The sequence below is a fragment of the Bradyrhizobium sp. 187 genome (genome assembly GCF_023101005.1).
Taxonomy (GTDB): domain Bacteria; phylum Pseudomonadota; class Alphaproteobacteria; order Rhizobiales; family Xanthobacteraceae; genus Bradyrhizobium; species Bradyrhizobium canariense_D.
In genome coordinates this window covers 5,205,378-5,227,413 of record NZ_CP064693.1, presented here as the reverse complement: position 1 = coordinate 5,227,413, position 22,036 = coordinate 5,205,378, and the positions used below count along the sequence as shown (strand labels likewise).

Here is a 22,036-nt window from a genome sequence, read left to right as displayed (position 1 = left end):
GCCATGGAAGCTTTCGGTCTCTTGCTTCACGGCTTTGCGGTCCTGCTGACGTGGAAAACGCTCGTGCTGATGATGGTCGGGCTGGTGCTCGGCATCTTCGTCGGCGTCTTGCCCGGGCTCGGCGGACCCAACGGCGTCGCGATCCTGTTGCCGCTCACCTTCACGATGGATCCGACCTCGGCGATTGTGATGCTGTCCTGCATCTATTGGGGCGCGCTGTTCGGCGGCGCGATCACCTCGATCCTGTTCAACATCCCGGGCGAGGCCTGGTCGGTCGCGACCACCTTCGACGGCTATCCGATGGCGCAGCAGGGCAGGGCGGCGGAGGCGCTGACGGCTGCGTTCACGTCCTCTTTCATCGGCTCACTGGTCGCGGTGCTCCTGATCACCTTCCTCGCCCCGATGATCTCGTCCTTTGCCTTGAAGTTCGGCCCGCCTGAGTTCTTCGCGGTGTATCTGCTGACCTTTTGCTCTTTCGTCGGGCTAGGGCGCGAGGCCAAGCACAAGACCGTCATCTCGATGTCGCTGGGGCTGTTGCTCGCCGGCATCGGCATGGACACGGTGTCAGGCAATCTGCGCATGACCTTCGGCTCCTCCGAGCTTTTGCGCGGCATCAACTTCCTCGTCGCCGTCATCGGCCTGTTCGGCATTAGCGAGATCCTGCTGACGATGGAGGAGCGCCTGGCGCTGCGCGGACACGCGGCGAGCATTTCGTTGCGCGTCGTGCTGAGTGTGTGGAAGGACCTGCCGAAATACTGGGTGACGCTGCTGCGCTCATCCTTCATCGGCTGCTGGCTCGGCATCACCCCGGGCGGCGCGATCGCTGCCTCTTTCATGGGGTACAACCTGGCAAAGCGTTTCTCCAAGGATCCCGAGAGCTTCGGCAAGGGCCGTATCGAGGGCGTGTTCGCGCCGGAGACGGCGGCGCATGCCTCCGGCACCGCGGCGCTGCTGCCGATGCTGGCGCTCGGCATTCCCGGCTCCGGCACCGCCGCGATCCTGCTCGGCGGGTTGATGGTGTGGGGGCTCAATCCGGGACCGCTGCTGTTCGTCGAGCACAAGGATTTCGTCTGGGGCCTGATCGCCTCGATGTATCTCGGCAATGTCGTCGGCCTCGTGCTGGTGCTGACGACGGTGCCGATCTTCGCCTCGATCCTGCGCGTGCCGTTCGCCGCGGTGGCGCCGATGATCGTGGTGTCCTGCGCGATCGGCGCTTATGCGATCCAGAACGCGATGTTCGATATCTGGCTGATGCTCGGCTTCGGCGTCGTCGGCTACGTCTTCAAGAAGATCGGCATTCCGCTCGCACCGTTCACGCTGGCGCTCGTGCTCGGCAACCGCGCCGAGGATGCCTTCCGTCTGTCGATGATCGGCGCGGGCGGCGACCTCAAGGTGTTTTGGGCGAACGGCCTGGTGGGCTCGATCACAACCTTGGCGATCGTGCTGCTGTTTTGGCCTGTGATCGACGGCTTGCTTGCCCGTGTCGGATTGACGCAGCGGTCCAAGCAGGCGCCCAGCTAGGTAGAATATCCCCTGGATTCAGATACATAGGGGTGATGTCGCTCTAGGCTTGGGCGTTGCACGCCCCGATTGTTTCCGGTTGTTGCTGGCGCGGCACAGCCGTTGGGCGCTCCTCCGCGTATATTTTCATCATCAAATTGGGGCGGAGGAATTGCCATGAAGCGGATTGTGATTGGAATGGCGGCGGCGATGTCGCTGTTCGCGACGGGCGCATTGGCGGCCGATCTGGCCGCAAGGCCCTACGTCAAGGCGCCGGTCATGGTCGATCCGGTCTGGAGCTGGACCGGATTCTACGTCGGCGCCAATGGCGGCTACAGCTGGGGCCGCTCGCGCACCGACGTCTCCTACTTCAACTCGGCAACCGGTGCTGCGATCGCGCCGCCGGCCGGCTCCATCACCAATGCGTCGTTCGACATGAACGGTGGCATCGCCGGTGGCCAGGCTGGCTACAACTGGCAGAGCGCCAATTGGGTCTACGGTATCGAGGGAGACCTGCAATGGTCGGGTGAAAAGGGCCGCGCCGGTTTCAATTGCGCCCCCACCGGACCTGCAGGAGGAGCCTGTCTTCCGGGCCTTACCTTCCTTCCCGCCGGCGCCGCTGCCGGCACCTCGCTGACGATCGACCAACATCTTCAGTGGTTCGGTACGGTCCGCGGCCGCGTCGGCATCTTGGCGACGCCGAAGGTGCTGTTCTACGGCACTGGTGGTCTGGCCTTTGGAGAGATCAAGACCACCGGTACGATGTCCGGCTTCACGCCCGCGGGTGTGGCGGTCGGCTCGGTCGGCTCGAACTCGACGACGCGTGCCGGCTGGACCGCTGGCGTGGGCGTCGAAGGCAAGATCACCCAGAACTGGAGCGCCAAGCTCGAATATCTCTACATGGACCTCGGACGCTTCGGCTCCGGTCCATTCACGCTGGCGCCGCTCTCCACGATCAGTGCCAACGTCTCGTCGCGCTTCACCGACCACATCCTGCGCGCCGGCATCAACTACCAGTTCGGTGGCCCGGTGGTCGCCCGGTACTAAGAAAAACAGAGGCGTCAACAAGAAGTAAAGCCCGGCTCACGCCGGGCTTTGTCGTTTCCGGCCTGGTTATTCGACCCCGCGTTGCCTGTTCATTGCTCCGCGAGTCGCCGGCCAACCTCTAACGAGGCACTCACACCACTTTGGCGTCCCTGAGCTTGGCGATCTCGTCCGCGCCGAAGCCGAACTCCTTCAGCACTTCGTTGGTCTGCTCGCCGAATTCCGGCGGCCGCGCCACCATCCTGCTCGGCGTGCGCGACAGCGTCACGGGCTGGCCGACCAGACGGATGTCGCGACCTTCGTCATTCGGCACCTCCTGCGCAATGCCGAGATGCTTGACCTGCTCGTCTTCGAACATCTGGTCGATGGCGTAGATCGGCCCGCAGGGCACGCCGGCCTCGTTGAGTTCACGGACCCAGCTCTCGGTGGACTTCGTCAAGGTACGCTTTTCGATCTCGGCATTGAGCGCGTCGCGGTTCTTGGAGCGGGCCGGCGCGGTCAGATAGTCGGGATGGCTGTAGAGCTCCGGCGCGCCGATCGCCTGCGCGCAGCGCTCCCAGATCCGGCCCCCCGTAGTGGCGATGTTGATGTAGCCGTCCGAGGTCTTGAACACGCCGGTCGGAATGCTGGTCGGGTGGTTGTTGCCGGCCTGCTTTGCCACTTCCTTCTCCATCAGCCAGCGTGCGGCCTGGAAATCGAGCATGAAGATCTGGGCCTGCAGCAGCGAGGTCTGCACCCACTGGCCCTTGCCCGAGACCTCGCGCTCCAGCAGCGCGGTGAGGATGCCTATGGCGCAAAACAAGCCGGCGGTGAGGTCGGCGACCGGAATGCCGACCCGCATCGGGCCTTCGCCCGGCGCGCCGGTGATCGACATCAGCCCGCCCATGCCCTGCGCGATCTGATCGAAGCCCGGCCGCTTGTGGTAGGGCCCGTCCTGGCCGAAGCCCGAGATGCTGCCGTAGACGATGCGCGGATTGATCCTGGCCATGCCCTCATAATCGATGCCGAGCTTCTTTTTCACGTCCGGGCGGAAATTCTCGACCACGACGTCGGCCTTGGCGGCGAGGCGCTTGAACACGGCGAGCCCGCGCTCGTCCTTCAGGTTCAGCGTCATCGCCCGCTTGTTGCGGTGCAAATTCTGGAAGTCGGAGCCCAGCCGCGGTCCGCCCGGCTGCTCGCCGCCGGCATCCTCGGTCAGCGCGTCGATCTTGATCACGTTCGCGCCCCAGTCCGCGAGCTGCCGCACGCAGGTGGGCCCGGACCGGACGCGGGTCAGATCGAGCACGGTAAAGCGTGACAGGGCTTCCGAGGCATGCGGAAAGGGCATCTTGATGGGCTCCGGGACTGATTGCGGGCCTACCATAGTGCCGAAAGACCATGCAGCAAGAGATCACGCGGCAGGTCTGGGCCGCGCGGATGCCGCCTGTCGAAATGCAATGTCTGAGGGCGCCCGCGAAGGATCAGCGCGCCAGCTGTTTCAGCTCGGCGCGCGCCCGCTCGGCCAGCGGGTCATCACCGTGGCGCGCAATGAACAGCTCGAACGCCTCCCGCGTTCCCTTGCGACGGGCGGATTCGTACTCCTCCGCGACCGCAGCCGAGGGGTCGCGGGCCATTGGAACGGAGGGCGCGCGCCCCGCTGTGCCGCCTTGTTTGCCGCTCTCATCCGCATTGGCTTTTCCGACCATGGCAGGCAGTCCTCCGAAAGGTAGATGGCCCGGCCCGGCGAGCGCCATCAGGGCGCCGAACAGACCGGCCGAGAGTAGACCTCGTTTCATGATTTCACTCGCTGTAAGTCGCCGGAACCGACATCCCTTGGTCTGGCCCGTATGACTACGGGATTTGATGGCTAACACGGCCTTACGGAAGGAGTCCGGACCGGTTCGCCCAAATTAAACCAAACGTTTAACTCTCAAGGTAGAATCACCTGACGCGCCCCGAATCGAACGGGGTTTGCTGCTTCGGAGATTCCCTTGGCCACCGCCGTCAACGTCAGTGCCACCAACAACGCCGAGATCGACGGCCTGCTTTCAGGCTATAAATGGACCGGCGCGATCACCTACAGCTTTCCGGACGCTGCAAGCGACTACACCAGTCCCTACAGCGGCGGCAGCAGTGAGCCGACGGCCTCGGGTTTTGCCTCGGCGCCGAGTCAGATGCAGGCGGCGATCAATTACGCGATCGGACTGATCCTCGGCTACACCAACGCCAACATCCAGTACGCCGGGACGAACGGCGCCGACATCATGGTCGCGCAGTCGCCAGCGGCCAATCCGACATCCTACGCCTATTATCCCGGCAACTACGCGTCCGGCGGCGACGTGTGGTTCGGAACCGCCTACAACTATTCGCTCGCTGCGCTCGGCAACTACTATTTCACGACTGCGTTGCACGAGCTCGGACACGCCCTTGGCCTGAAGCACAGTCAGGAAGCGGGCGGTCCCGCCAACGTCGCCGTGCCGAGCGCGCATGATGACAGCGAATACACCGTCATGAGCTATCGGAGCTATGTCGGTGCTTCGACCACGAGCGGCTACACCAACGAAGCTTATGGATATCCGCAGACCTATATGGCCAACGATATCCTAGCGCTGCAGACGATGTACGGCGCGGACTACACCACCCAGGGCGGGACCACCGTCTATACGTGGAGCCCGACCACCGGGCAGGAGTTCATCAACGGCGCTGGCCAGCCGGCCGACAATGGCGGTGCTGGTGGCTCGGCCAATCGCATCTACGAGACGATCTGGGATGGTGGCGGCGTCGATACCTACGACCTGTCGAACTACACGACGAACCTGAGCATCAATCTCAATCCAGGTGCGTCGTCCGTGTTCTCGTCGGTTCAGCTCGCCAATCTCGGCAACGGCCATTACGCGTCGGGCAACGTCTACAATGCCTATCTCTACAACAACGACTCGCGTTCCTACATCGACAACGCCATCGGCGGCTCCGGCAACGACACGATCATCGGCAATGCCATCGCCAACGCACTGAACGGCGGTTCCGGCAACGATACGCTGACCGGCGGTGGCGGCAACGACGCCATCAACGGCGGTTCGGGCACCGACACGGCGGTGTATTCGGGCAACAGGGCCAATTACGCCATTTCGTACAATTCGGGCACTCAAACCTTCACTGTCAGCGACCAGCGCTCGGGCTCGCCGGATGGTACTGATACGATAACAGGCGTCGAGTATTTCCAGTTCCTCGATGGGAGGACGGCAAGTTCGTCGTTCATGACACCGGTCGTAATCGAGTCGCTTGGCTCCACGAGCTTGGTGCTGTTTGGTGACAATTTTTATCTCAATCCCGTTGCGGGGGGCACCGGGCCGATATTGATGTTCGGCGCCACTCCGCTTTCAGCAGCGTCGCTGGGCGGTTGGGGGGTGATCGGCGCCGAGCAGACCAGTAGCGGTTATGAGGTTGCATTGCATTCGCTGAGCAGCGATCAGTACACGGTCTGGACCACCGACAATGGCGGCAACGTGGTCGGCAACGGCACGGGCGGGATTGTCTCGGGCGCCAGCTCGGCGCTGCAGTCGCTGGAGCCGAGTTTCCACCAGGACCTCAACGGGGATGGAGTGATCGGAAGTCCGAGCCGCGTGATCGAGTCGCTTGGTTCGACGAGCCTGGTACAGGTTGGTGATAATTTCCATCTCAATCCCGTTGCAGGGGGCACCGGGCCGATATTGATGTTCGGCGCCACTCCGCTTTCAGCAGCGTCGCTGGGCGGCTGGGGGGTGATCGGCGCCGAGCAGACCAGTAGCGGTTATGAGGTTGCATTGCATTCGCTGAGCAGCGATCAGTACACGGTCTGGACCACCGACAATGGCGGCAACGTGGTCGGCAACGGCACGGGCGGAATTGTCTCGGGCGCCAGCTCGGCGCTGCAGTCGCTGGAGCCGAGTTTCCATCAGGACCTCAACGGGGATGGAGTGATCGGAAGTCCGGGCCGGGTAATCGAGTCGCTTGGTTCGACGAGCCTGGTGCTGCTGGGTGACAATTTTTATCTCAATCCCGTTGCGGGGGGCACCGGGCCGACATTGATGTTCGGCGCCACTCCGCTTTCAGCAGCGTCGCTCGGCGGCTGGGGGGTGATCGGCGCCGAGCAGACCAGTAGCGGTTATGAGGTTGCATTGCATTCGCTGAGCAGCGATCAGTACACGGTCTGGACCACCGACAATGGCGGCAACGTGGTCGGCAACGGCACGGGCGGGATTGTCTCGGGCGCCAGCTCGGCGCTGCAGTCGCTGGAGCCGAGTTTCCACCAGGACCTCAACGGGGATGGAGTGATCGGAAGTCCGAGCCGCGTGATCGAGTCGCTTGGTTCGACAAGCCTGGTGCAGGTTGGTGACAATTTCCATCTCAATCCCGTTGCAGGGGGCACCGGGCCGACATTGATGTTCGGCGCCACTCCGCTTTCAGCAGCGTCGCTGGGCGGCTGGGGGGTGATCGGCGCCGAGCAGACCAGTAGCGGTTATGAGGTTGCATTGCATTCGCTGAGCAGCGATCAGTACACGGTCTGGACCACCGACAATGGCGGCAACGTGGTCGGCAACGGCACGGGCGGAATTGTCTCGGGCGCCAGCTCGGCGCTGCAGCCGCTGGAGCCGAGTTTCCATCAGGACCTCAATGGGGATGGCCACATCGGTCTTGTTACGGCCGCTCCAACGCTGTCCGCGACCGAACTCGATCCTGTGACGGGCTACCTGTTGGTTTGACGGCGCAGGGAACGGGCTGAGCCGCTTCCGCCCAACCGGCATCCACATTGGCTGGCTGGGCTGCTAGTTCGCTCTTTTCCGAAGAGGAATGCGGCTTCAATCCGGAGGGGCGATCACGCTGATATTGACCGCCGTCATTCGGCGCTCGCCGCAATATAGCCCTCAGCGCTCCTAATAGCCTCGACGATACTGCAGCCCCTCTTGGAATCGGCGCGGCACCGTTCCGGTCGGATAGCATTGTCCGTCTCGGATATCGACGTCTGCGCCATCGCCGCATGGGACAGGATATCGACCCCCGCCATAGCCTCGACCGCCGCGATAGTAGCCTTGCAGCGCCTGCTGCTCTTGAGGCGGAAGGTAGCCGTTCGGATAGCACCAGCCATCTCGCGCACTCACGTCCCAGCCACGCCCGCACGGCGGGGGATGCCTCGGAACACCATACTGAACTTGCTGAACGGACGGCTGCACATCGACCGCCGGCATGGCGCGGCCTGCCATCAGTGCAACTGCGAGAACAGTAACGATCATTGGACACCTCCACCTGAGCAAGAATGGTAGCGAGAGGATGAACACGAAGTGAATGGCATCCGGCGCGCAGAGAGCTAAGCGATCGCAACCGGAGGGCGTGCGCAAGAGTCTCGGTTGCTCCGTACCGTGACCCAGGAGCGCTCGATCTTCTCGGCCGGCCGCCACCGCGCGCCCTCGCCGCATCCCCGATCGAAGAGATCGCTCCGCCGCCGCCCAAGCTGGTCGAGGCGCCGCCGCTACTGCTGGTCGGCGCGGTGGCCGGGGAGGGCGATGCCATCGCGATTTTTCTCAACCGTACCGACCAGAGGGTCGTGCGGCTGCGACAGGGCGAATCCCTCGGCGGCTGGTCGCTGACCTCGGTGCAGCCAGCGAGGTGACGCTCAAGCAGAAGCCAGGTGCCGGCGCTGCAGCGGTCGGATGCGGCGGCCGCTCCCGCGAACTCAGGCCGGATCGCGGCTGATCCTGCGAGGGTTGAGGGCAAGCTGGTCACGCCGGCGACGAGCGGAATCGTCGTTCGTGCCCTTTCGCCCTCCGCTCAACGCCAAGGAACGGCGAGTCGGACGGACTCTGAGCACGGCTTCCGCGATCAAGCCGCATACGTCCTGATAGGTCCCGGGAGGCCCGCTGGGCCTGAGTGGGCGGTCGAAAGGGCCCAGCGCAGTGGGGCCGCTGCCGCCTCTTTCGGCTATCGACTTTCGTTGTGCTGACTGCTAGCCCGAATTCGCGATGCTTAGGGGAACCCTGATCGGTGAGTGGCGGAGGCTCGAGGTGAAGGCCGGGTGGTTGGCATGGATTTGAGACAAAAACCGCCCGATTTGCTGGGGAACTCGGCGTGGAATGCGATAGCCTTCGTTGTGGCCGTGGTGCTGAATCTGGCCATCCTGCCTTTCGTGATCACTCACCTCGGCCTCGCTGCATTCGGCGTTGCGGGTCTGGTCACGGCTTGCATCGCGCCAGCACTGGTGTTCAGCAACGCGCTCGGACTGTCGACGTCGCGCGAGCTTGCACAGCGACTGGAGCCGTCCGACCGCGACGACGCGCGACGCCTGTTCGCGACCGCGGTCATGCTCGCGGTCGGCGCGGGCGGGCCGATCGCCATTTTCCTTCTGATCGCCGGGGCACCGCTTGCGCGTCTCGGATTTCATCTGGCCGGCCCCGCCGCTGCCGATCTCGGACTGGCCTTCGCGTTGGCCGGTATCGGCTGGTTGTGCCAGTGTGTATCGGCGGTCTTCATTTCGTTGTTCACTGCGCGGCAGGACTATCGCCGGATCGCCTCCATCGGCATCGTCAGCACCGCGGTCTCGACTCTTTCGATGCTCCTCCTGATCCCCGCCGCGCCATACGCATCGACATTCCTGGGTTGCCAGGCGATGGGGTTGGCGATCGGTCTGCTGCTGGCCCTGGCCTGGTGTCGCGGCCAAATGCGTCAGTGGCTGGCACCTCCAGCATTGCATCGCGAGGCGCTTGGCAGGCTGGTTCGGTTTGGTGGATGGCAGGTTGCTGCACAGGGCGGTGCGCTGCTTGCGGGACAGGCCGATCGATATCTGCTTGGCGCGCTGCTGCAACCGCAGTTTGTCGGCTTCTACGGCGTTGCGCAGCGCCTGCAGGAGGCGACGTATATTGGTATCCTGAAGGTCGGCGAGATCCTGTTTCCCTTCTTCAGCACGCTGCAGGGGGAGAGCGACGACCGCAAGGTCGATCTGCTGTTCCGATCGTCGTGGATTCTCAACGTCCTGGCCGCAAGCGCGCTCGGCGGATTGATCCCAGTGGCCGGTCCGCTGCTGCATGTTTGGACCGGCGCCGAGGTCGCGGCCGAGGCTGCACAGGTTCTCGTCGTCCTGTCGATTGCCGGGATCCTCGGATCGAGCGCGAACGTCTTCGGCTTTTACTTGCTGGCGCACGGGCGGTCGCGCTCCAACGCGCTCATCGCCTTGATCACGGGTGTCGTCATACTCGTAACCAGCGCCATCGCATTGCCACGCTTCGGATGGCAGGCCGCGGGCTGGAGCGCATGCGCCGGAATGATCGCGCAGATGGCGACCATTGTCTTCCTGTTGCGCCGGAGTTTTGACCTCGCCGGCATGTGGTCACGCATCGTGCATTGCGTGCTGATGCCGCTCGGCATCGGCATCGCGACGGCGCTGGCGGTGCGATACGGTCTCGACCGCGCGCCATTCCGGCCCGCGCCGTCCTGGTGGTCGGTGGGAGCTGTTTCATCGGTGACGGCCGCGATCATTTTCGCAATCGCGGTTGCGGTGTCGCAATTGGGTCCGTATCGAAGGGCTTGCTGGCAGGATATTCGTTCGATCGTCGGTCGCTTCTTGCCCCTCAAGGCTGTCTAGGACATGTGCGGAATCGCAGGCATCGTAAATCTGGGTGGCAATGCGGTCGAACCGGCCGACATCTCGCGACTGACCAGCCTGATCGCGCATCGTGGTCCGTTCGGCGAGGGGACCTGGTTCAGCGCAGATCGAAGCCTCGCCTTCGGCCATCGCCGCCTGGCGATCATCGATCCCGGCGAGGGCGGCTATCAGCCTATGCTGTCTGCGGACGGCCGTCATGTGATCGTGTTCAACGGCGAGATCTACAACTTCCTCGAGCTTCGCCGCGAGCTCGAGGCGCAGGGCGCGGTGTTCCGCAGCCAATCCGATACCGAAGTGATCTTGGCCGCCTGGCAGGCCTGGCGGGAAGACATGCTGCCCCGGTTCAACGGCATGTGGGCCTTGGCGATCTTCAACACCAGCACCCGCGAGCTGTTTCTTGCGCGCGACCGCTTCGGCATCAAGCCGCTGCTCTATGCCGCGTCGCCGGAACGATTCATCTTCGCCTCCGAGCAACGGGCGCTGGTGCGGAGCGGACTGATCGATACGTCCGTCGACATGGAGGTTGCACGCCGGCTGCTGCTCGATGCCTTTGGGATCGAAGGAAGCGAGCGAACCTTGTTTCGCCAGGTTCGCCGCCTTCAGGGCGGTCACTGCATGTGGCTTCGCCAGGGCAAGGTCAGTGTCAAGCGTTGGTGGCGGACCGTGGATCATCTGCCTACGGTGCCGGCCACCGAAGCCGAGCGTGTCGCGCGCTTCCGCGAGCTGTTCCAGGATGCCGTGGCCCTGCGCATGCGCAGCGATGTCCCGATCGGAACATGCCTGTCCGGTGGCTTCGATTCGTCGGCCGTGATTTGCGCCATGGCCGCGCACGAGAAGGAAGGCATGGGGCCGCGCGACAGCATGGCATGGCGTCACGCCTTTGTTGCGACGTTCCCCGGCGCCTTGAACGACGAGAGGCCGATGGCCGAGGAGGCCGCCGCCTGGGCCAATGTCGCGCCTACTTTTCTTGAAATCGGACAGACCGATGCGCTGACGGATATCGATCAGATTCTCGACGATCTCGACGACGTCTACATCGCGTTGCCCAGCGCCGTTTGGTTGCTCTATCGGCAGTTGACGCGAAACAGCGTGACGGTGTCACTCGACGGTCACGGGGCCGACGAGCTGATGGGCGCCTATTTGCAGGAAGGACGAGTGGGCGCATTCCGAATACGGAACGCGGCAGAGGACCTCGCGTCGCGTTCGAAACTGGCACGGCGTTGTGTGGATGTCCTGCGAGCGTTGGCCCTCAAGCGGAAGGGCGTGTATTTTCTGCGCGGTGGCCTGCGCAAACTTCCCGCCCCGCTCCCGCTGCTAGCGGAGGACGATGTGCTGCCGCGTGAATGGGGTGGCTTGAACAAGCGCCTCTATCGGATGTTTCACAGCACGGTGCTGCCCACCATCCTGCGCAACTTCGACCGGCTTTCGATGGCGCACGGCGTCGAAGTTCGCATGCCCTTCATGGACTGGCGGCTGGTGACCTATACGATGGCGCTTCCCGACAGCAGCAAGTCGGCAGACGGCTATACCAAGGCTGTTGCCCGGCGGGCGATGGCCAATTTGATGCCGGAGTCCATTCGCACCGCGCGCCGCAAGGTCGGCTTCAATTCGCCAATGCCGGAATGGTTGAACGGGCCGCTGGCCGGCTGGACGGGTGACCTGCTGGACAGGAACGTCCCGGCGTTCGCGGAACTGGTGGATGAAGCGGGTCTGCGCGCGGCGGTCAGCCGTTTGACGGCGTCGAAGTCCTGGGATTGGGAGTCGGTCGGGCGGATCTGGCCCTATCTTAATATGAAGTGGACTCTGGCAGGGTACGTCTAGAATATGCGGGTTTTTCAGAACTGCGGTCTCACTCCGTCCTACCTCGCGCGCCTGGATCGCCTTGCACCGGAGGGCCTAAGTTTTCAGGAACGGCGTAACACGTTTCTGGATGATCGTTTCGGCGCACTTCACCTTCTGCAACCTGTGCTCGCAGGCGATGCGAGTGCGTTCCTGACCTGCGCCAACGATGGTCGTCTGCAAGGCCGCTGGGCATGCGAGCATGGCGTCCGCCGGGGAGCTACGCCGGAAGACATTCTGCTCGCACAGATCGAGCATCACCGAACCGAAGTGCTCTACAACCTCGATCCAGTCGCCTTTCCAAGTTCCTTCGTTCGCAGGCTGCCCGGCTGTGTGAGGAAGACACTATGTTGGCGCGCGGCGCCGTCGGGCAACGCTGACTTGACTGCCTATGGAGCTGTGCTCGGAAATTTTCCGTCAATTCTGGATTCCTGGCGCGACAAGGGGTGCCGGGCGGAATGGTTTTCTCCCGCGATTGATCCTGTAATGAGCGATTACGTGCAGGACGAGCGCCCCATCGACGTGCTGTTTGTTGGCGGCTACTCGCGGCATCATTCGGCGCGTGCAAGAACGCTCGAAAAGGTTGCTGCCCTCGCGGGAAGCCGAAAGATCGTCTATTGTCTCGACTCGTCGCGGTTGACAAGGATCGCGGAGAGCTCAATCGGCTACTTGCTGCCGCTACAGAAATATCGGCGCCCGAGGATAGTTGCGGCAATCGCCAAACCGCCGGTCTTTGGGAGAGAGCTCTACGAGTTGATCGGGCGATCCAAGATCGTCCTCAACGGCGCGATCGATATGGCAGGTCAGGATCGGGGTAACATGCGTTGCTTCGAAGCGATGGGGTGTGGCGCGCTGCTGGTTTCGGACGCTGGCAACTATCCCGAGGGAATGATCGCTGAAGATACGATGCTGGCCTATCGCAATGAGAAAAGTTGCCTTGAACAGATCGAGCGAGCTATCTCTGACTGGAGCGCCGTGAGGCAAATAGCAATGAACGGGCGAATTCGAGTTGATGAGATCCATACCAAGGCACGTCAGTGGAGCCTCTTTCAAGCAATCGTAGCGAGTCTTTAGCCATTTGACGCATCATGCCGAACGTCGTCCACTGGAGATCGAGCGTATTTTTTGGGGCAATTCTGTGCACTTTCGCGCGCACGTGTCGGCGCCGTATAGGAGGAAACGTAGATGTCCAGCCTCGGCGGCCTTGCGCGCCACGGCGCAAGATTCATAGACGGGATTAATCTCCATTTGCTCGCCCAGCGGCTCATCGGGCGTGCCACCTGCCGCCTGCAAGAGCGTGCTTTTCTGGCTCACTGCGCAAGGATCCGAAACGCGCTTGGCGATAGCGATCAGATCGTTATCGGTCCCTATTCGCATATCAGGGGTGAATTGATGGTCCTCGGTCACGGCGGCCGGATTTCAATTGGAGAATGGTGTTACGTGGGCGTAGGGACGCGGATTTGGTCGGGCGCGTCAATTCAAATCGGCAACCGGGTCCTGATCTCGCACGCCGTGAATATATTCGACAATCTCTCGCATCCGATCAAAGCCGCCGAGCGGCACGAGCAGGCTAGGCAGATTTTTTCGACGGGTCACCCCAGAAAGGTATTTCTTGATGACCGTCCGATTAAAATAGGTGATGACGCTTGGATCGGCGCCGGCGCGATGGTCATGCGCGGCGTGACGATTGGGGAGGGCGGCATCGTAGCGGCGGGAGCGGTCGTCACCAAGGACGTTCCGGCCTACGCGATTGTTGCTGGAAATCCAGCAACCCTCGTCAGGGAGTTGTCTTCGGATGAGCGATGAGGCAATCAGTGAGGCGTCAGATCGCTACCGATCCGGCTTACGATCGGAATGCAGCTAGTTGAGCATAAGAAAGTTCGATGTCCATCTGGGTCACGGGTGCAAACGGATTCATCGGACGTCATCTCGTTCGCGAGTTGGCGAGCGCCGGGCATGCGGTCCATGGCGTCGGTCACGGTGCGCTCGATCCGGCCGAGGCACAGACCCTCGGTTTGCAGACCTGGATCAATGGCGAAGTTGACGCGGCCAATCTGAGCGCGCTCGCGGCCTTGCACGGGCTGCCGTCGCGAGTCTTCCATCTGGCTGGCGGATCGTCGGTCGGGCTGTCGATCGCGCGCCCGTTCGAGGATTTTTCGCGGACCGTGACGAGCACGGCGCGTCTGCTCGAATGGCTCCGAAGTTTTGCGCCCAGCAGCCGGCTGATCGTGGTGTCGAGCGCCGCGGTCTACGGCGCCGATCACACTGGTCCGATCCCCGAGAGCGCGGCGCTTCTGCCGATGTCGCCCTACGGACACCACAAGCTGGTGATGGAGCAGCTGTGCCAAAGCTACGTCCAGAGCTTCGGCATTCACTGCATGGTCGTGCGACTGTTCTCGGTCTACGGTCCCGACCTTCGCAAGCAACTGCTCTGGGATATCTGCTCTCGGCTGCGGAGCGACGTGGAAACGCTGAATCTCGGAGGGACGGGGGCCGAGATAAGGGATTGGACCGACGTTCGCGACGTCGTTCGCTTGCTGGCGCGCGTCGCTGAGACGGAGTGGCAGGACGATTTTGGCGTGATCAATGGCGGTTCGGGGCGCGGCGTGAGCGTCGCCGATATTGCCGAAGGACTGATCAGGCATTGGGGCAGCAAAACGGTCGCACGCTTTTCCGGCGTCGCGCGGCCAGGGGATCCGACCAGCTTGCTGGCGGACAACGGGCGCGTGCTCGACATGAATTTCGATTGGCGTATCCCGCTGGAGCGCGGGCTGGCCGACTACGTCGGATGGTTCAGGAGCCAGGCTCGTGCCTGAGCGCGCGCCGCTGCGGATTGCATTCACCAACATCCCACGTCGACTTTGGGCGGGTGGCTACAACTATCAACGCAATCTGTTCGAGGTGCTCAACCGGCATTCTCCGGGGACGGTGGTCCCCGTGCTATTTGCCGGAACGGCGGACGATCCCGATGAGATCGCGGTGCTGGCCGGCATTCCCGACGTTGAGGTCGTGCGCTCGCCGGTGTTCGATCACGCCGCGACCGGTCTTGCCCGCGCGACGGACCTTGCCCGCGCGATCGTCTTTGGTTTGGACGCACCTGCCGCGGCCGCGTTCACGGCCAGCAAGATCGACATGGTGTTCGAATCCGCGCGCTTCTTTGGCTGGCGCCTGCCATTTCCGGCGGTCGCATGGTTCCCGGACTTCCAGCATCGACTGCTCCCGCATCTGTTCTCCAGGAGTGCGTATTGGCGGCGTGATCTCGGCTTTCGGGTTCAGATCGCATCGGGCCGGCACATCATGTTGAGCAGCGCCACGGCGCTCGGCGATCTCAAGAAGTTCTATCCGGGCAATTCGAACGGCGTGTCGGTCGTCCGGTTTGCGACCGAGCCGCCCGCCAGTCTGCTCGCCACGCAGCCGTCCGACGTGATTGCGCATTATGGTCTTCCGCCACGGTATTTCTATCTGCCAAACCAGTTCTGGCGGCACAAAAATCATCAGATCGTGGTCGATGCGCTTGATCTGCTGAAATGTCGGGGGCTGGACGTCGTCGTCGCGGCATCCGGCAGTACGCAGGACTTCCGTGAATCCGGACTTTTCGAGCGGACCATGAGTGAGGTCAGGTCGCGCGGTCTCGAGATGAACTTCAAGCATCTTGGAATGATCCCGCTGGATCACGTCTACGCCCTCCTGCGCGCGTCGACGGCCCTCATCAATCCGTCGCGCTGCGAAGGGTGGAGTACGACGGTCGAAGAAGCAAAGTCATTCGGTGTCCCGATGCTTCTGTCTGGTCTCGATGTTCATCGCGAGCAGACCGGTGGTAAAGCGCGATATTTCGACGTTGACGATGTCCAAGCGCTGGCCGATCACATCCGGGATGCTGCAGAGAGCGCGCCGGACGCAGTCGTTCGGCAGTTGCAGCCGGATCTCGATGATCGGGTTCGTGCGTTCGTCGCGGATTTCGTCCACCTCGCCACCGAAGTGGCCCGCGGCGCAGAAACGAGCTAGTCTCAGCCGGCCAAAAGGACCCCTCTTGTGCCTTGATTTGTCGTGTTGTTCGGATAGAAACAGGTTCGGGTTCACCGGAAAATGCGTATTTTGGGGCTTTCAAGCCCTCCAGAGCATTCGCTCTGACGACGGCGGGAAGTCTTGATGATCAGATTCGGCCTGCTCGGCTGCGGGCGCATTGCGAAGCGTCATTCCGACTTGTTGGGCGGTAACCACATCGTGGGGGCCAAGCTCGTTGCCGTCTGCGATTCCGATCGAGCACGCGCCGATGCGATCGCGAGCAAATTCGCCGTCGCCGCGCATGACGACATCGACGAGTTGCTGTCGCGCGATGACATCGACGCCGTCGCGGTGCTCACTCCGAGCGGGCTGCATCCTCAGCATGCGATCGCCTGCGCGCGCGCCGGCAAGCATGTCGTGGTCGAAAAGCCGATGGCGCTACGTCTCCAGGACGCAGACGACATGATCCGCGCCTGCGACGAGGCGGGTGTAAAACTCTTCGTCGTCAAGCAGAACCGTTTCAACGTTCCGATCGTGAAGGCGCGGGAGGCGCTCGATGCCGGCCGGTTCGGCAAGCTCGTCCTCGGCACCGTTCGCGTGCGCTGGTGCCGCGACCAGAGCTATTACGATCAGGACTCCTGGCGCGGTACGTGGGGTTATGATGGCGGCGTACTCACCAACCAGGCCAGTCACCACATCGACATGCTGGAGTGGTTTTTCGGCGACGTCGTCAGCGTCCATGCGCGTAGCACTACCGCGCTCGTGAAGATCGAGACTGAGGATACGGCGGTGGCGACGCTGAAGTTTCGCAGCGGTGCGCTGGGTATCATCGAGGCGACGACGGCCACGCGTCCCGCCGATCTCGAAGGCTCGCTGTCGATACTGGGCGAGAAGGGGACGGTGGAGGTCGGCGGTTTCGCCATGAACCACATCCGGCACTGGCTTTTCGTCGACGCGCTGCCGTCGGACAAGGAGGTGATCGAGAAATTTTCGGTCAACCCGCCGAACGTGTACGGCTTCGGCCATCAGGCCTATTATCAGCACGTCGTCGATTGCCTTGCGGATCGCGGCGCAGCGCTGGTCGACGGATTGCAGGGTCGCAAGAGCCTGGAGTTGATCTCGGCGCTCTACGAATCGATCGAGACCGGGCAGGAGGTGTCGCTCCACTTCGTGCCGCGTCGTAGCCGGCTGGGTGTCGCTTCGTGAACCGGCCGGAGCTGCGTCAGGTCGGAATCCGCGATGTCGCCTTTGGCGCTGGCGTGAAGGTCGTTGAGCCCTGCAACCTCTATGGCTGCACGATTGGCGACGGCTGCTTCATCGGGCCGTTCAACGAGATCCAAAAGGGAGTCGTTATCGGCGCTCGCACGCGCGTGCAATCGCACAGTTTCATCTGCGAGCTCGTCACGGTAGGTGAGGATTGTTTCATCGGCCATGGCGTGATGTTCATCAACGATACGTTTGCGAGCGGCGGTCCGGCACGTGGCCGCAAGGAGTTGTGGTGTGAGACCAGGATCGGCAATCGGGTATCCATCGGCTCGAATGCGACCATCATGCCGGTGCAAATTGTCGACGACGTCGTAATCGGTGCAGGTGCAGTGGTGACCAAGGATATCACTGTTGCCGGCGTGTACGCCGGAAGTCCCGCGCGTCGGCTTCGGATGTAGAGGCGCACATGGCGGTTCCCTTCGCTGATCTTCAGCTCCAGTATCAGAACATCAAAGGCGAAATCGATGCCGCGATCGCCGCTGTGATTCGCGACAACGCCTTCATCCGCGGCCCCTACGTCGAGAGGTTCGAGCGGGAGTTCGCCAAAGCTGCGTCCGTGGAGCATTGCGTCTCATGCGCCAACGGAACCGATGCGCTGTATCTCGCGATGAGCGCGCTGAAAGTGAAGTCGGGTGATGAGGTGATCACGACGGCACATTCCTGGATTTCCACTTCCGCGATGATTACGCATGCTGGCGCAGCCGTGAAGTTCTGCGACACCGACGGGTCGACCTTCACCATCGATCCCGCGGCAGTCGAGGCAGCGATCACCCCCCGCACCGTTGGTATCATTCCGGTGCACCTTTACGGGCAGCCCGCGGACATGGACGCGATCATGTCGATCGCGAAGAAGCACGGGTTGTGGGTGATTGAGGATTGCGCGCAGGCGCATCTGGCGGATTACAAGGGCCGGATGGTCGGAACGTTTGGAGACGCCGCCACCTATTCCTTCTACCCGGGCAAGAATCTCGGTGCGATGGGCGATGCCGGGGCCGTCGTCACCAGCGATGCGGCCTTTGCCGAGCATATCGCGATGCTAGCCCGTCATGGGGGAATCGTGAAGCACCAGCACCAGATCGAGGGTATCAACAGCCGCCTGGATGGCATGCAAGCCGCGATCCTGTCGGCCAAGTTGCGGCATCTGACGGGCTGGACGCGGGCGCGCCAGGAAGCCGCGAGGTTCTATGATGCCGCCCTGAACCAGATCGAGGGTGTGCAGGTCCCTCAATTGGCGCCCGGGCGAAGCCACGTCTATCACCTCTATACAATCAAGCATGCCAAACGAGACAAGCTTGCCGCGCATCTGAACCTCAGGGGGATCCAGACCGCGATCAACTACCCGACGGCGCTGCCGCTGCTTCCAGCCTATCAACGCTTGGAGCACAGTCCGGCGCAGTTTCCGAATGCCTATGGTGACCAGCAGAGCATCCTGTCGTTACCAATGTTCGCCGAAATCACCACTTTGCAGCAGCAGGAGGTGGTGCGTGCGGTGCGTGAGTTCTCGGCCTGACTGTTTCGGCCACGCGCAATCTACGACTTCTCTTCGAAAATGCTCCGGGGCGTCACATACCAGAGTAGGAAGAGGAGCGCGGTGCCGTGCGTCACCATGGCGACCGTGAGCGGTACGTTGAGCAGAATATGAGGCACCGCTCCGGCGGAGATCAGCACGAAACGGGACGGTAGCCCCGCAGACGTTCGATTGCCGAACGCAAGCACGACACCCGACGCAAAGGCGGTCAGCGGCGCAAATAAGAGGCCGACGGAGGCGACGCCTTCGGTCGCAAACAACGAGGCATTCAGGTTGCCGAAGCCGTAGGCCTTCTCCATTACGATCGCCAGCTGTTCCTGGTAAGGACAATGCATCAACGGCTTGAGCCCCGATATCTGGCAAAACCAGGTCGCGGGGTGACTCGCGAAGAAATGGTTGTAGATGTCGAGTGCGCTCGATGGCGTCGCCATCATCCGGATGTTGACAAGATCGAACAGCCGGATGCGTGCGACGTCCATGATCGCATAAATGGCCGTGTGCCCGATGGAACTGATGCTGATCATTATCAGGATGACGCCCGCCAGCGTTGGAATGAGAAGAGAAAGGATTGCGGATGTTCTCGCTTTGCAGATGCTGGAAATTGCGGCCAGCGTGGCGAGCCAGATCGGCGTGAAAAAGGCCGATTTCGTCAGGGTGATGGGATAGAAAAGCAGCAGCAGGACAATAACGAATGCCGCTCGCGAGCGATATCCAAGCAGCCAGTAGCAGGCGAAGGCAAACGGCAGCAACGTGCTGGAGATCCAGCCCATGAGATATCGCACCGCTCCCGGGAACTCGATCAGGTTACGGTAGTCGTAGATGCGCTCGATCGAGACGAGTCGGAAATTATATGCCGAGGCCACGGCAATGGTACCGGCCGAGATCACCATGATCAGCGTGAGCAGGTGCTCGAAATGGGGCTTCGACAGGACGAAGGGCGGTTGGAACGGCGCCCTCACGAACAGCACGGGCACCAAAAGGAGTACGAGCGACAGCGCCGCCGAGACGCCTGCGAACAGATGCGGGTAGTTGTATTCCGAGAACACGTCGATCCACAGAAACCCCAAGATCATCGCATAGAAGTAGAAGCCTACAAAATAGCCGAAACTGAAGCGGGCGAAGACGAACAGCAGCGAGATGATGGAGAAAGATATCGCGACGAGGACAGCGAACCAGATGCGCTCGGGGCTGAAGTGGATATAGGATTGATGGTCCGCGACCTTGATCAGCGACAGACAGGTGACGGCGCTGTGCAGCAGCACCAGGACCGCCAGCGCGGTTTTCGAATCCAGTCGGGCTCGCAGATCTCCGATGACGGACGATGCGTTCATGATGAACAGGCTCGCTGCGGGCGAGGGGAGTTGGGAACCGGATCAGGCAATTTCAAGCGTTCGCTTGAAATAGGCGATCGTCTCCTTCAGCCCGTCCTCGAGCGCGACCTTCGGCTCCCAGTCCAGCGCCGCCTTTGCCTTGGTGAGGTCGGGCTGGCGCTGGCGCGGATCGTCCTGCGGCAGCGGCTGGAAGATCAGTTGCGAGCGCGAGCCGGTGAGCTTGATCACCTTCTCGGCGAGCTCGCGGATGGTGAACTCCGAATTGTTGCCGATGTTGATCGGTCCGGTGGTGTTCTCGCCGGTCGCCATCAGCCGCATGATGGCTTCGACGAGATCGTCGACATAGCAGAACGAGCGGGTCTGCCCGCCGTCGCCGAACACTGTGATCGGCTCGCCCTTGAGCGCCTGGACGATGAAGGACGACACCACGCGCCCGTCATTGGGCTGCATGCGCGGGCCGTAGGTGTTGAAAATGCGCGCGACCTTGATCGGCAGGCCGTGCTGACGCCAATAGTCGAAGAACAGGGTTTCGGCGCAGCGCTTGCCTTCGTCGTAGCAGGAGCGGATGCCGATCGGGTTGACGTTGCCCCAATAGTCCTCGGTCTGGGGATGGATCAGCGGATCGCCGTAGACCTCGCTGGTGGAGGCCTGGAAGATGCGCGCCTTGAGCCGCTTGGCGAGACCGAGCATGTTGATGGCGCCGTGCACCGAGGTCTTGGTGGTCTGCACGGGATCGCGCTGATAGTGGATCGGCGAGGCCGGGCAGGCCAGGTTGAAGATCGCGTCGACCTCGATGTAGAGCGGGAAGGTGACGTCGTGCCGGACCGCTTCGAACAGCGGATTTGCGATCAGATGGGAGATATTGCGCCGGCTGCCGGTGAAGTAATTGTCGACGGACACCACCTCGGCCCCCGTCTCGAGCAACCGCTCGCAGAGGTGGGATCCGATAAAGCCGGCGCCTCCGGTCACGAGGATGCGGCTGTTCTTGTAGCTTTCAAACGGCATGATCGATTCCAGATTGTCCGCGTCGGAGCGCGCTGAGTGGTATCGGCAACGGCCGGACTCGCCAATAGCCAAATGGCCTGGTTGCAGGTATTTAAATACCGGTACTGTGCATGGGGTTGTTTTCGCTATTTTTTGGGGGGCTTTGCTAGAACTCCCGCCGCTTCAGCCAGGCGCGCGCACTCCAATGGGCAAAGCACCAGGCCGATCTGATCGGGGAGAGCTGCTCGACATTGCGGTAGATCTGCCAGACCCATTTGGCGGAACGCGCCGGGCGGCTGGAGACCGAAGAGCCCCTGACGCGGTAGCGTGCAAGGTCCTCGTTCAGGCCGTAGGCGGTATGGCCGCGCTTCAGGATCGAGAGCCACAAGCAGAAATCGTCGTAGCCCTCGTTCTTCATCACCACGGGACCGGCGATTTCGCGGTCGACCAGCGCTGTCAGCGTCGCGATCGCGGTGTTCTTCAGGAGCTGGTCATAGGTGAGCGAGGCCGGCACCTCGATCAGGCGGCCGGTGACCGTGTTGGTCTCGTCGATGCGGCGGAACGCGGTGTAGCTGAGGGCAGCCTGCTTCTCGCGAGCGAACGCGAGCTGGCGTTCGAGCTTCGCCGGCAGCCACAAATCGTCGCTGTCGAGGAAGGCGAGATAGCGGCCCTGCGCGGCGTCGATCGAGGCTTGGCGGGCGAGCGCCGGGCCGCCATTTCGGGCCTGCCGGATCAGCTTGACGCGGGGATCGCGCTCGCCGATCGCTGCGATGATCGCTGGCGTCCGGTCGGTCGAGCAGTCGTCGGCAATCAAGAGCTCCCAATCGGCGAACGTCTGGTCCTGCACCGAGCGAATCGTTTCCTCGATCAGGCCTTCGACGTTCCAGGAGGGGGTGATGATCGAGACGAGCGGCATCATGGATCCGT

17 protein-coding genes are annotated in these 22,036 nt (G+C 62.4%); 12 read left to right on the top strand and 5 right to left on the bottom strand.

The genetic code is table 11. The features are described from left to right. Positions 1 to 3: 3 nt before the first annotated feature. Positions 4 to 1,521, top strand: coding sequence for a tripartite tricarboxylate transporter permease (locus IVB19_RS25230; protein WP_247367410.1), 1,518 nt, complete (start codon positions 4 to 6; stop codon positions 1,519 to 1,521). 156 nt (positions 1,522 to 1,677) lie between these two features. Beyond that, positions 1,678 to 2,547 carry an outer membrane protein gene (locus tag IVB19_RS25225; RefSeq protein ID WP_247367414.1) on the top strand — a complete coding sequence of 290 codons (870 nt, stop codon included), beginning with the start codon at positions 1,678 to 1,680 and terminating at the stop codon, positions 2,545 to 2,547. Positions 2,548 to 2,677: 130 nt separating this feature from the next. Here the strand turns inward: IVB19_RS25225 and IVB19_RS25220 are convergent, their stop codons facing one another. Both IVB19_RS25220 and IVB19_RS25215 read right to left on the bottom strand, forming a co-directional pair. After that, entirely contained in the window at positions 2,678 to 3,871 is a 1,194-nt protein-coding gene (locus IVB19_RS25220; protein ID WP_247819998.1) for a CaiB/BaiF CoA transferase family protein, read from the bottom strand. A 133-nt stretch (positions 3,872 to 4,004) separates the two neighbouring features. Beyond that, complete coding sequence (locus IVB19_RS25215) at positions 4,005 to 4,319, bottom strand: hypothetical protein (RefSeq protein ID WP_247819997.1); 315 nt, start codon at positions 4,317 to 4,319, stop codon at positions 4,005 to 4,007. Between the two features lie 195 nt (positions 4,320 to 4,514). On the opposite strand from IVB19_RS25215, the gene IVB19_RS25210 reads away from it, so the two are divergent. The 10 genes from IVB19_RS25210 (at position 4,515) to IVB19_RS25165 (ending at position 18,776) form a co-directional block, all read left to right on the top strand. After that, entirely contained in the window at positions 4,515 to 7,265 is a 2,751-nt protein-coding gene (locus IVB19_RS25210; RefSeq protein WP_247819996.1) for a M10 family metallopeptidase C-terminal domain-containing protein, read from the top strand. A 1,316-nt stretch (positions 7,266 to 8,581) separates the two neighbouring features. Further along, a complete protein-coding gene (locus IVB19_RS25205; protein ID WP_247821702.1) occupies positions 8,582 to 10,135 on the top strand; it encodes a lipopolysaccharide biosynthesis protein in 1,554 nt (517 codons plus the stop codon). Between the two features lie 3 nt (positions 10,136 to 10,138). After that, positions 10,139 to 11,977, top strand: coding sequence for an asparagine synthase (glutamine-hydrolyzing) (asnB, locus tag IVB19_RS25200; protein ID WP_247819995.1), 1,839 nt, complete (start codon positions 10,139 to 10,141; stop codon positions 11,975 to 11,977). 3 nt (positions 11,978 to 11,980) lie between these two features. Continuing rightward, a complete protein-coding gene (locus IVB19_RS25195) occupies positions 11,981 to 13,069 on the top strand; it encodes a glycosyltransferase family protein (RefSeq protein ID WP_247819994.1) in 1,089 nt (362 codons plus the stop codon). 111 nt (positions 13,070 to 13,180) lie between these two features. Continuing rightward, positions 13,181 to 13,801 (top strand): acyltransferase, encoded by a 621-nt coding sequence (locus IVB19_RS25190; protein WP_027566752.1) that lies wholly within the window; start codon positions 13,181 to 13,183, stop codon positions 13,799 to 13,801. A gap of 77 nt (positions 13,802 to 13,878) precedes the next feature. Then, entirely contained in the window at positions 13,879 to 14,811 is a 933-nt protein-coding gene (locus IVB19_RS25185) for an NAD-dependent epimerase/dehydratase family protein (RefSeq protein ID WP_247819993.1), read from the top strand. Then, entirely contained in the window at positions 14,804 to 16,000 is a 1,197-nt protein-coding gene (locus IVB19_RS25180; protein ID WP_247819992.1) for a glycosyltransferase family 4 protein, read from the top strand. The genes IVB19_RS25185 and IVB19_RS25180 overlap by 8 nt, the downstream gene beginning before the upstream one ends. Before the next feature lie 144 nt (positions 16,001 to 16,144). After that, complete coding sequence (locus IVB19_RS25175; RefSeq protein ID WP_247819991.1) at positions 16,145 to 17,206, top strand: Gfo/Idh/MocA family protein; 1,062 nt, start codon at positions 16,145 to 16,147, stop codon at positions 17,204 to 17,206. Then, positions 17,203 to 17,664, top strand: a complete 462-nt coding sequence (locus IVB19_RS25170; RefSeq protein WP_027566756.1) for an acyltransferase — start codon at positions 17,203 to 17,205, stop codon at positions 17,662 to 17,664. Before IVB19_RS25175 ends, IVB19_RS25170 begins: the two co-directional genes overlap by 4 nt. 8 nt (positions 17,665 to 17,672) lie before the next feature. Beyond that, positions 17,673 to 18,776: a DegT/DnrJ/EryC1/StrS family aminotransferase gene (locus tag IVB19_RS25165; protein WP_256474561.1), complete on the top strand. Its 1,104-nt coding sequence runs from the start codon at positions 17,673 to 17,675 to the stop codon at positions 18,774 to 18,776. A gap of 20 nt (positions 18,777 to 18,796) precedes the next feature. Here IVB19_RS25165 and IVB19_RS25160 read toward each other — a convergent pair whose 3' ends face one another. The 3 genes from IVB19_RS25160 to IVB19_RS25150 form a co-directional block, all read right to left on the bottom strand. Further along, complete coding sequence (locus IVB19_RS25160; RefSeq protein ID WP_247819989.1) at positions 18,797 to 20,125, bottom strand: hypothetical protein; 1,329 nt, start codon at positions 20,123 to 20,125, stop codon at positions 18,797 to 18,799. A gap of 42 nt (positions 20,126 to 20,167) precedes the next feature. Next, on the bottom strand, positions 20,168 to 21,130 hold the full coding sequence (locus IVB19_RS25155) for a UDP-glucuronic acid decarboxylase family protein (protein ID WP_247819988.1): 963 nt from the start codon (positions 21,128 to 21,130) through the stop codon (positions 20,168 to 20,170). A 145-nt stretch (positions 21,131 to 21,275) separates the two neighbouring features. Next, positions 21,276 to 22,028, bottom strand: a complete 753-nt coding sequence (locus IVB19_RS25150; RefSeq protein ID WP_276017442.1) for a glycosyltransferase family 2 protein — start codon at positions 22,026 to 22,028, stop codon at positions 21,276 to 21,278. Positions 22,029 to 22,036: the final 8 nt, after the last annotated feature.

Excerpts from the sequence above, each read along its gene's own strand:
- IVB19_RS25150 (WP_276017442.1), bottom strand. The coding sequence starts at position 22,028 with ATGATGCCGCTCGTCTCGATCATCACCCCCTCCTGGAACGTCGAAGGC.
- IVB19_RS25155 (WP_247819988.1), bottom strand. The coding sequence starts at position 21,130 with ATGCCGTTTGAAAGCTACAAGAACAGCCGCATCCTCGTGACCGGAGGC.
- IVB19_RS25220 (WP_247819998.1), bottom strand. The coding sequence starts at position 3,871 with ATGCCCTTTCCGCATGCCTCGGAAGCCCTGTCACGCTTTACCGTGCTC.
- IVB19_RS25165 (WP_256474561.1), top strand. The coding sequence starts at position 17,673 with ATGGCGGTTCCCTTCGCTGATCTTCAGCTCCAGTATCAGAACATCAAA.
- IVB19_RS25205 (WP_247821702.1), top strand. The coding sequence starts at position 8,582 with ATGGATTTGAGACAAAAACCGCCCGATTTGCTGGGGAACTCGGCGTGG.
- asnB (WP_247819995.1), top strand. The coding sequence starts at position 10,139 with ATGTGCGGAATCGCAGGCATCGTAAATCTGGGTGGCAATGCGGTCGAA.
- IVB19_RS25195 (WP_247819994.1), top strand. The coding sequence starts at position 11,981 with ATGCGGGTTTTTCAGAACTGCGGTCTCACTCCGTCCTACCTCGCGCGC.
- IVB19_RS25160 (WP_247819989.1), bottom strand. The coding sequence starts at position 20,125 with ATGAACGCATCGTCCGTCATCGGAGATCTGCGAGCCCGACTGGATTCG.
- IVB19_RS25190 (WP_027566752.1), top strand. The coding sequence starts at position 13,181 with ATGTCCAGCCTCGGCGGCCTTGCGCGCCACGGCGCAAGATTCATAGAC.
- IVB19_RS25230 (WP_247367410.1), top strand. The coding sequence starts at position 4 with ATGGAAGCTTTCGGTCTCTTGCTTCACGGCTTTGCGGTCCTGCTGACG.
- IVB19_RS25175 (WP_247819991.1), top strand. The coding sequence starts at position 16,145 with ATGATCAGATTCGGCCTGCTCGGCTGCGGGCGCATTGCGAAGCGTCAT.
- IVB19_RS25185 (WP_247819993.1), top strand. The coding sequence starts at position 13,879 with ATGTCCATCTGGGTCACGGGTGCAAACGGATTCATCGGACGTCATCTC.
- IVB19_RS25225 (WP_247367414.1), top strand. The coding sequence starts at position 1,678 with ATGAAGCGGATTGTGATTGGAATGGCGGCGGCGATGTCGCTGTTCGCG.
- IVB19_RS25215 (WP_247819997.1), bottom strand. The coding sequence starts at position 4,319 with ATGAAACGAGGTCTACTCTCGGCCGGTCTGTTCGGCGCCCTGATGGCG.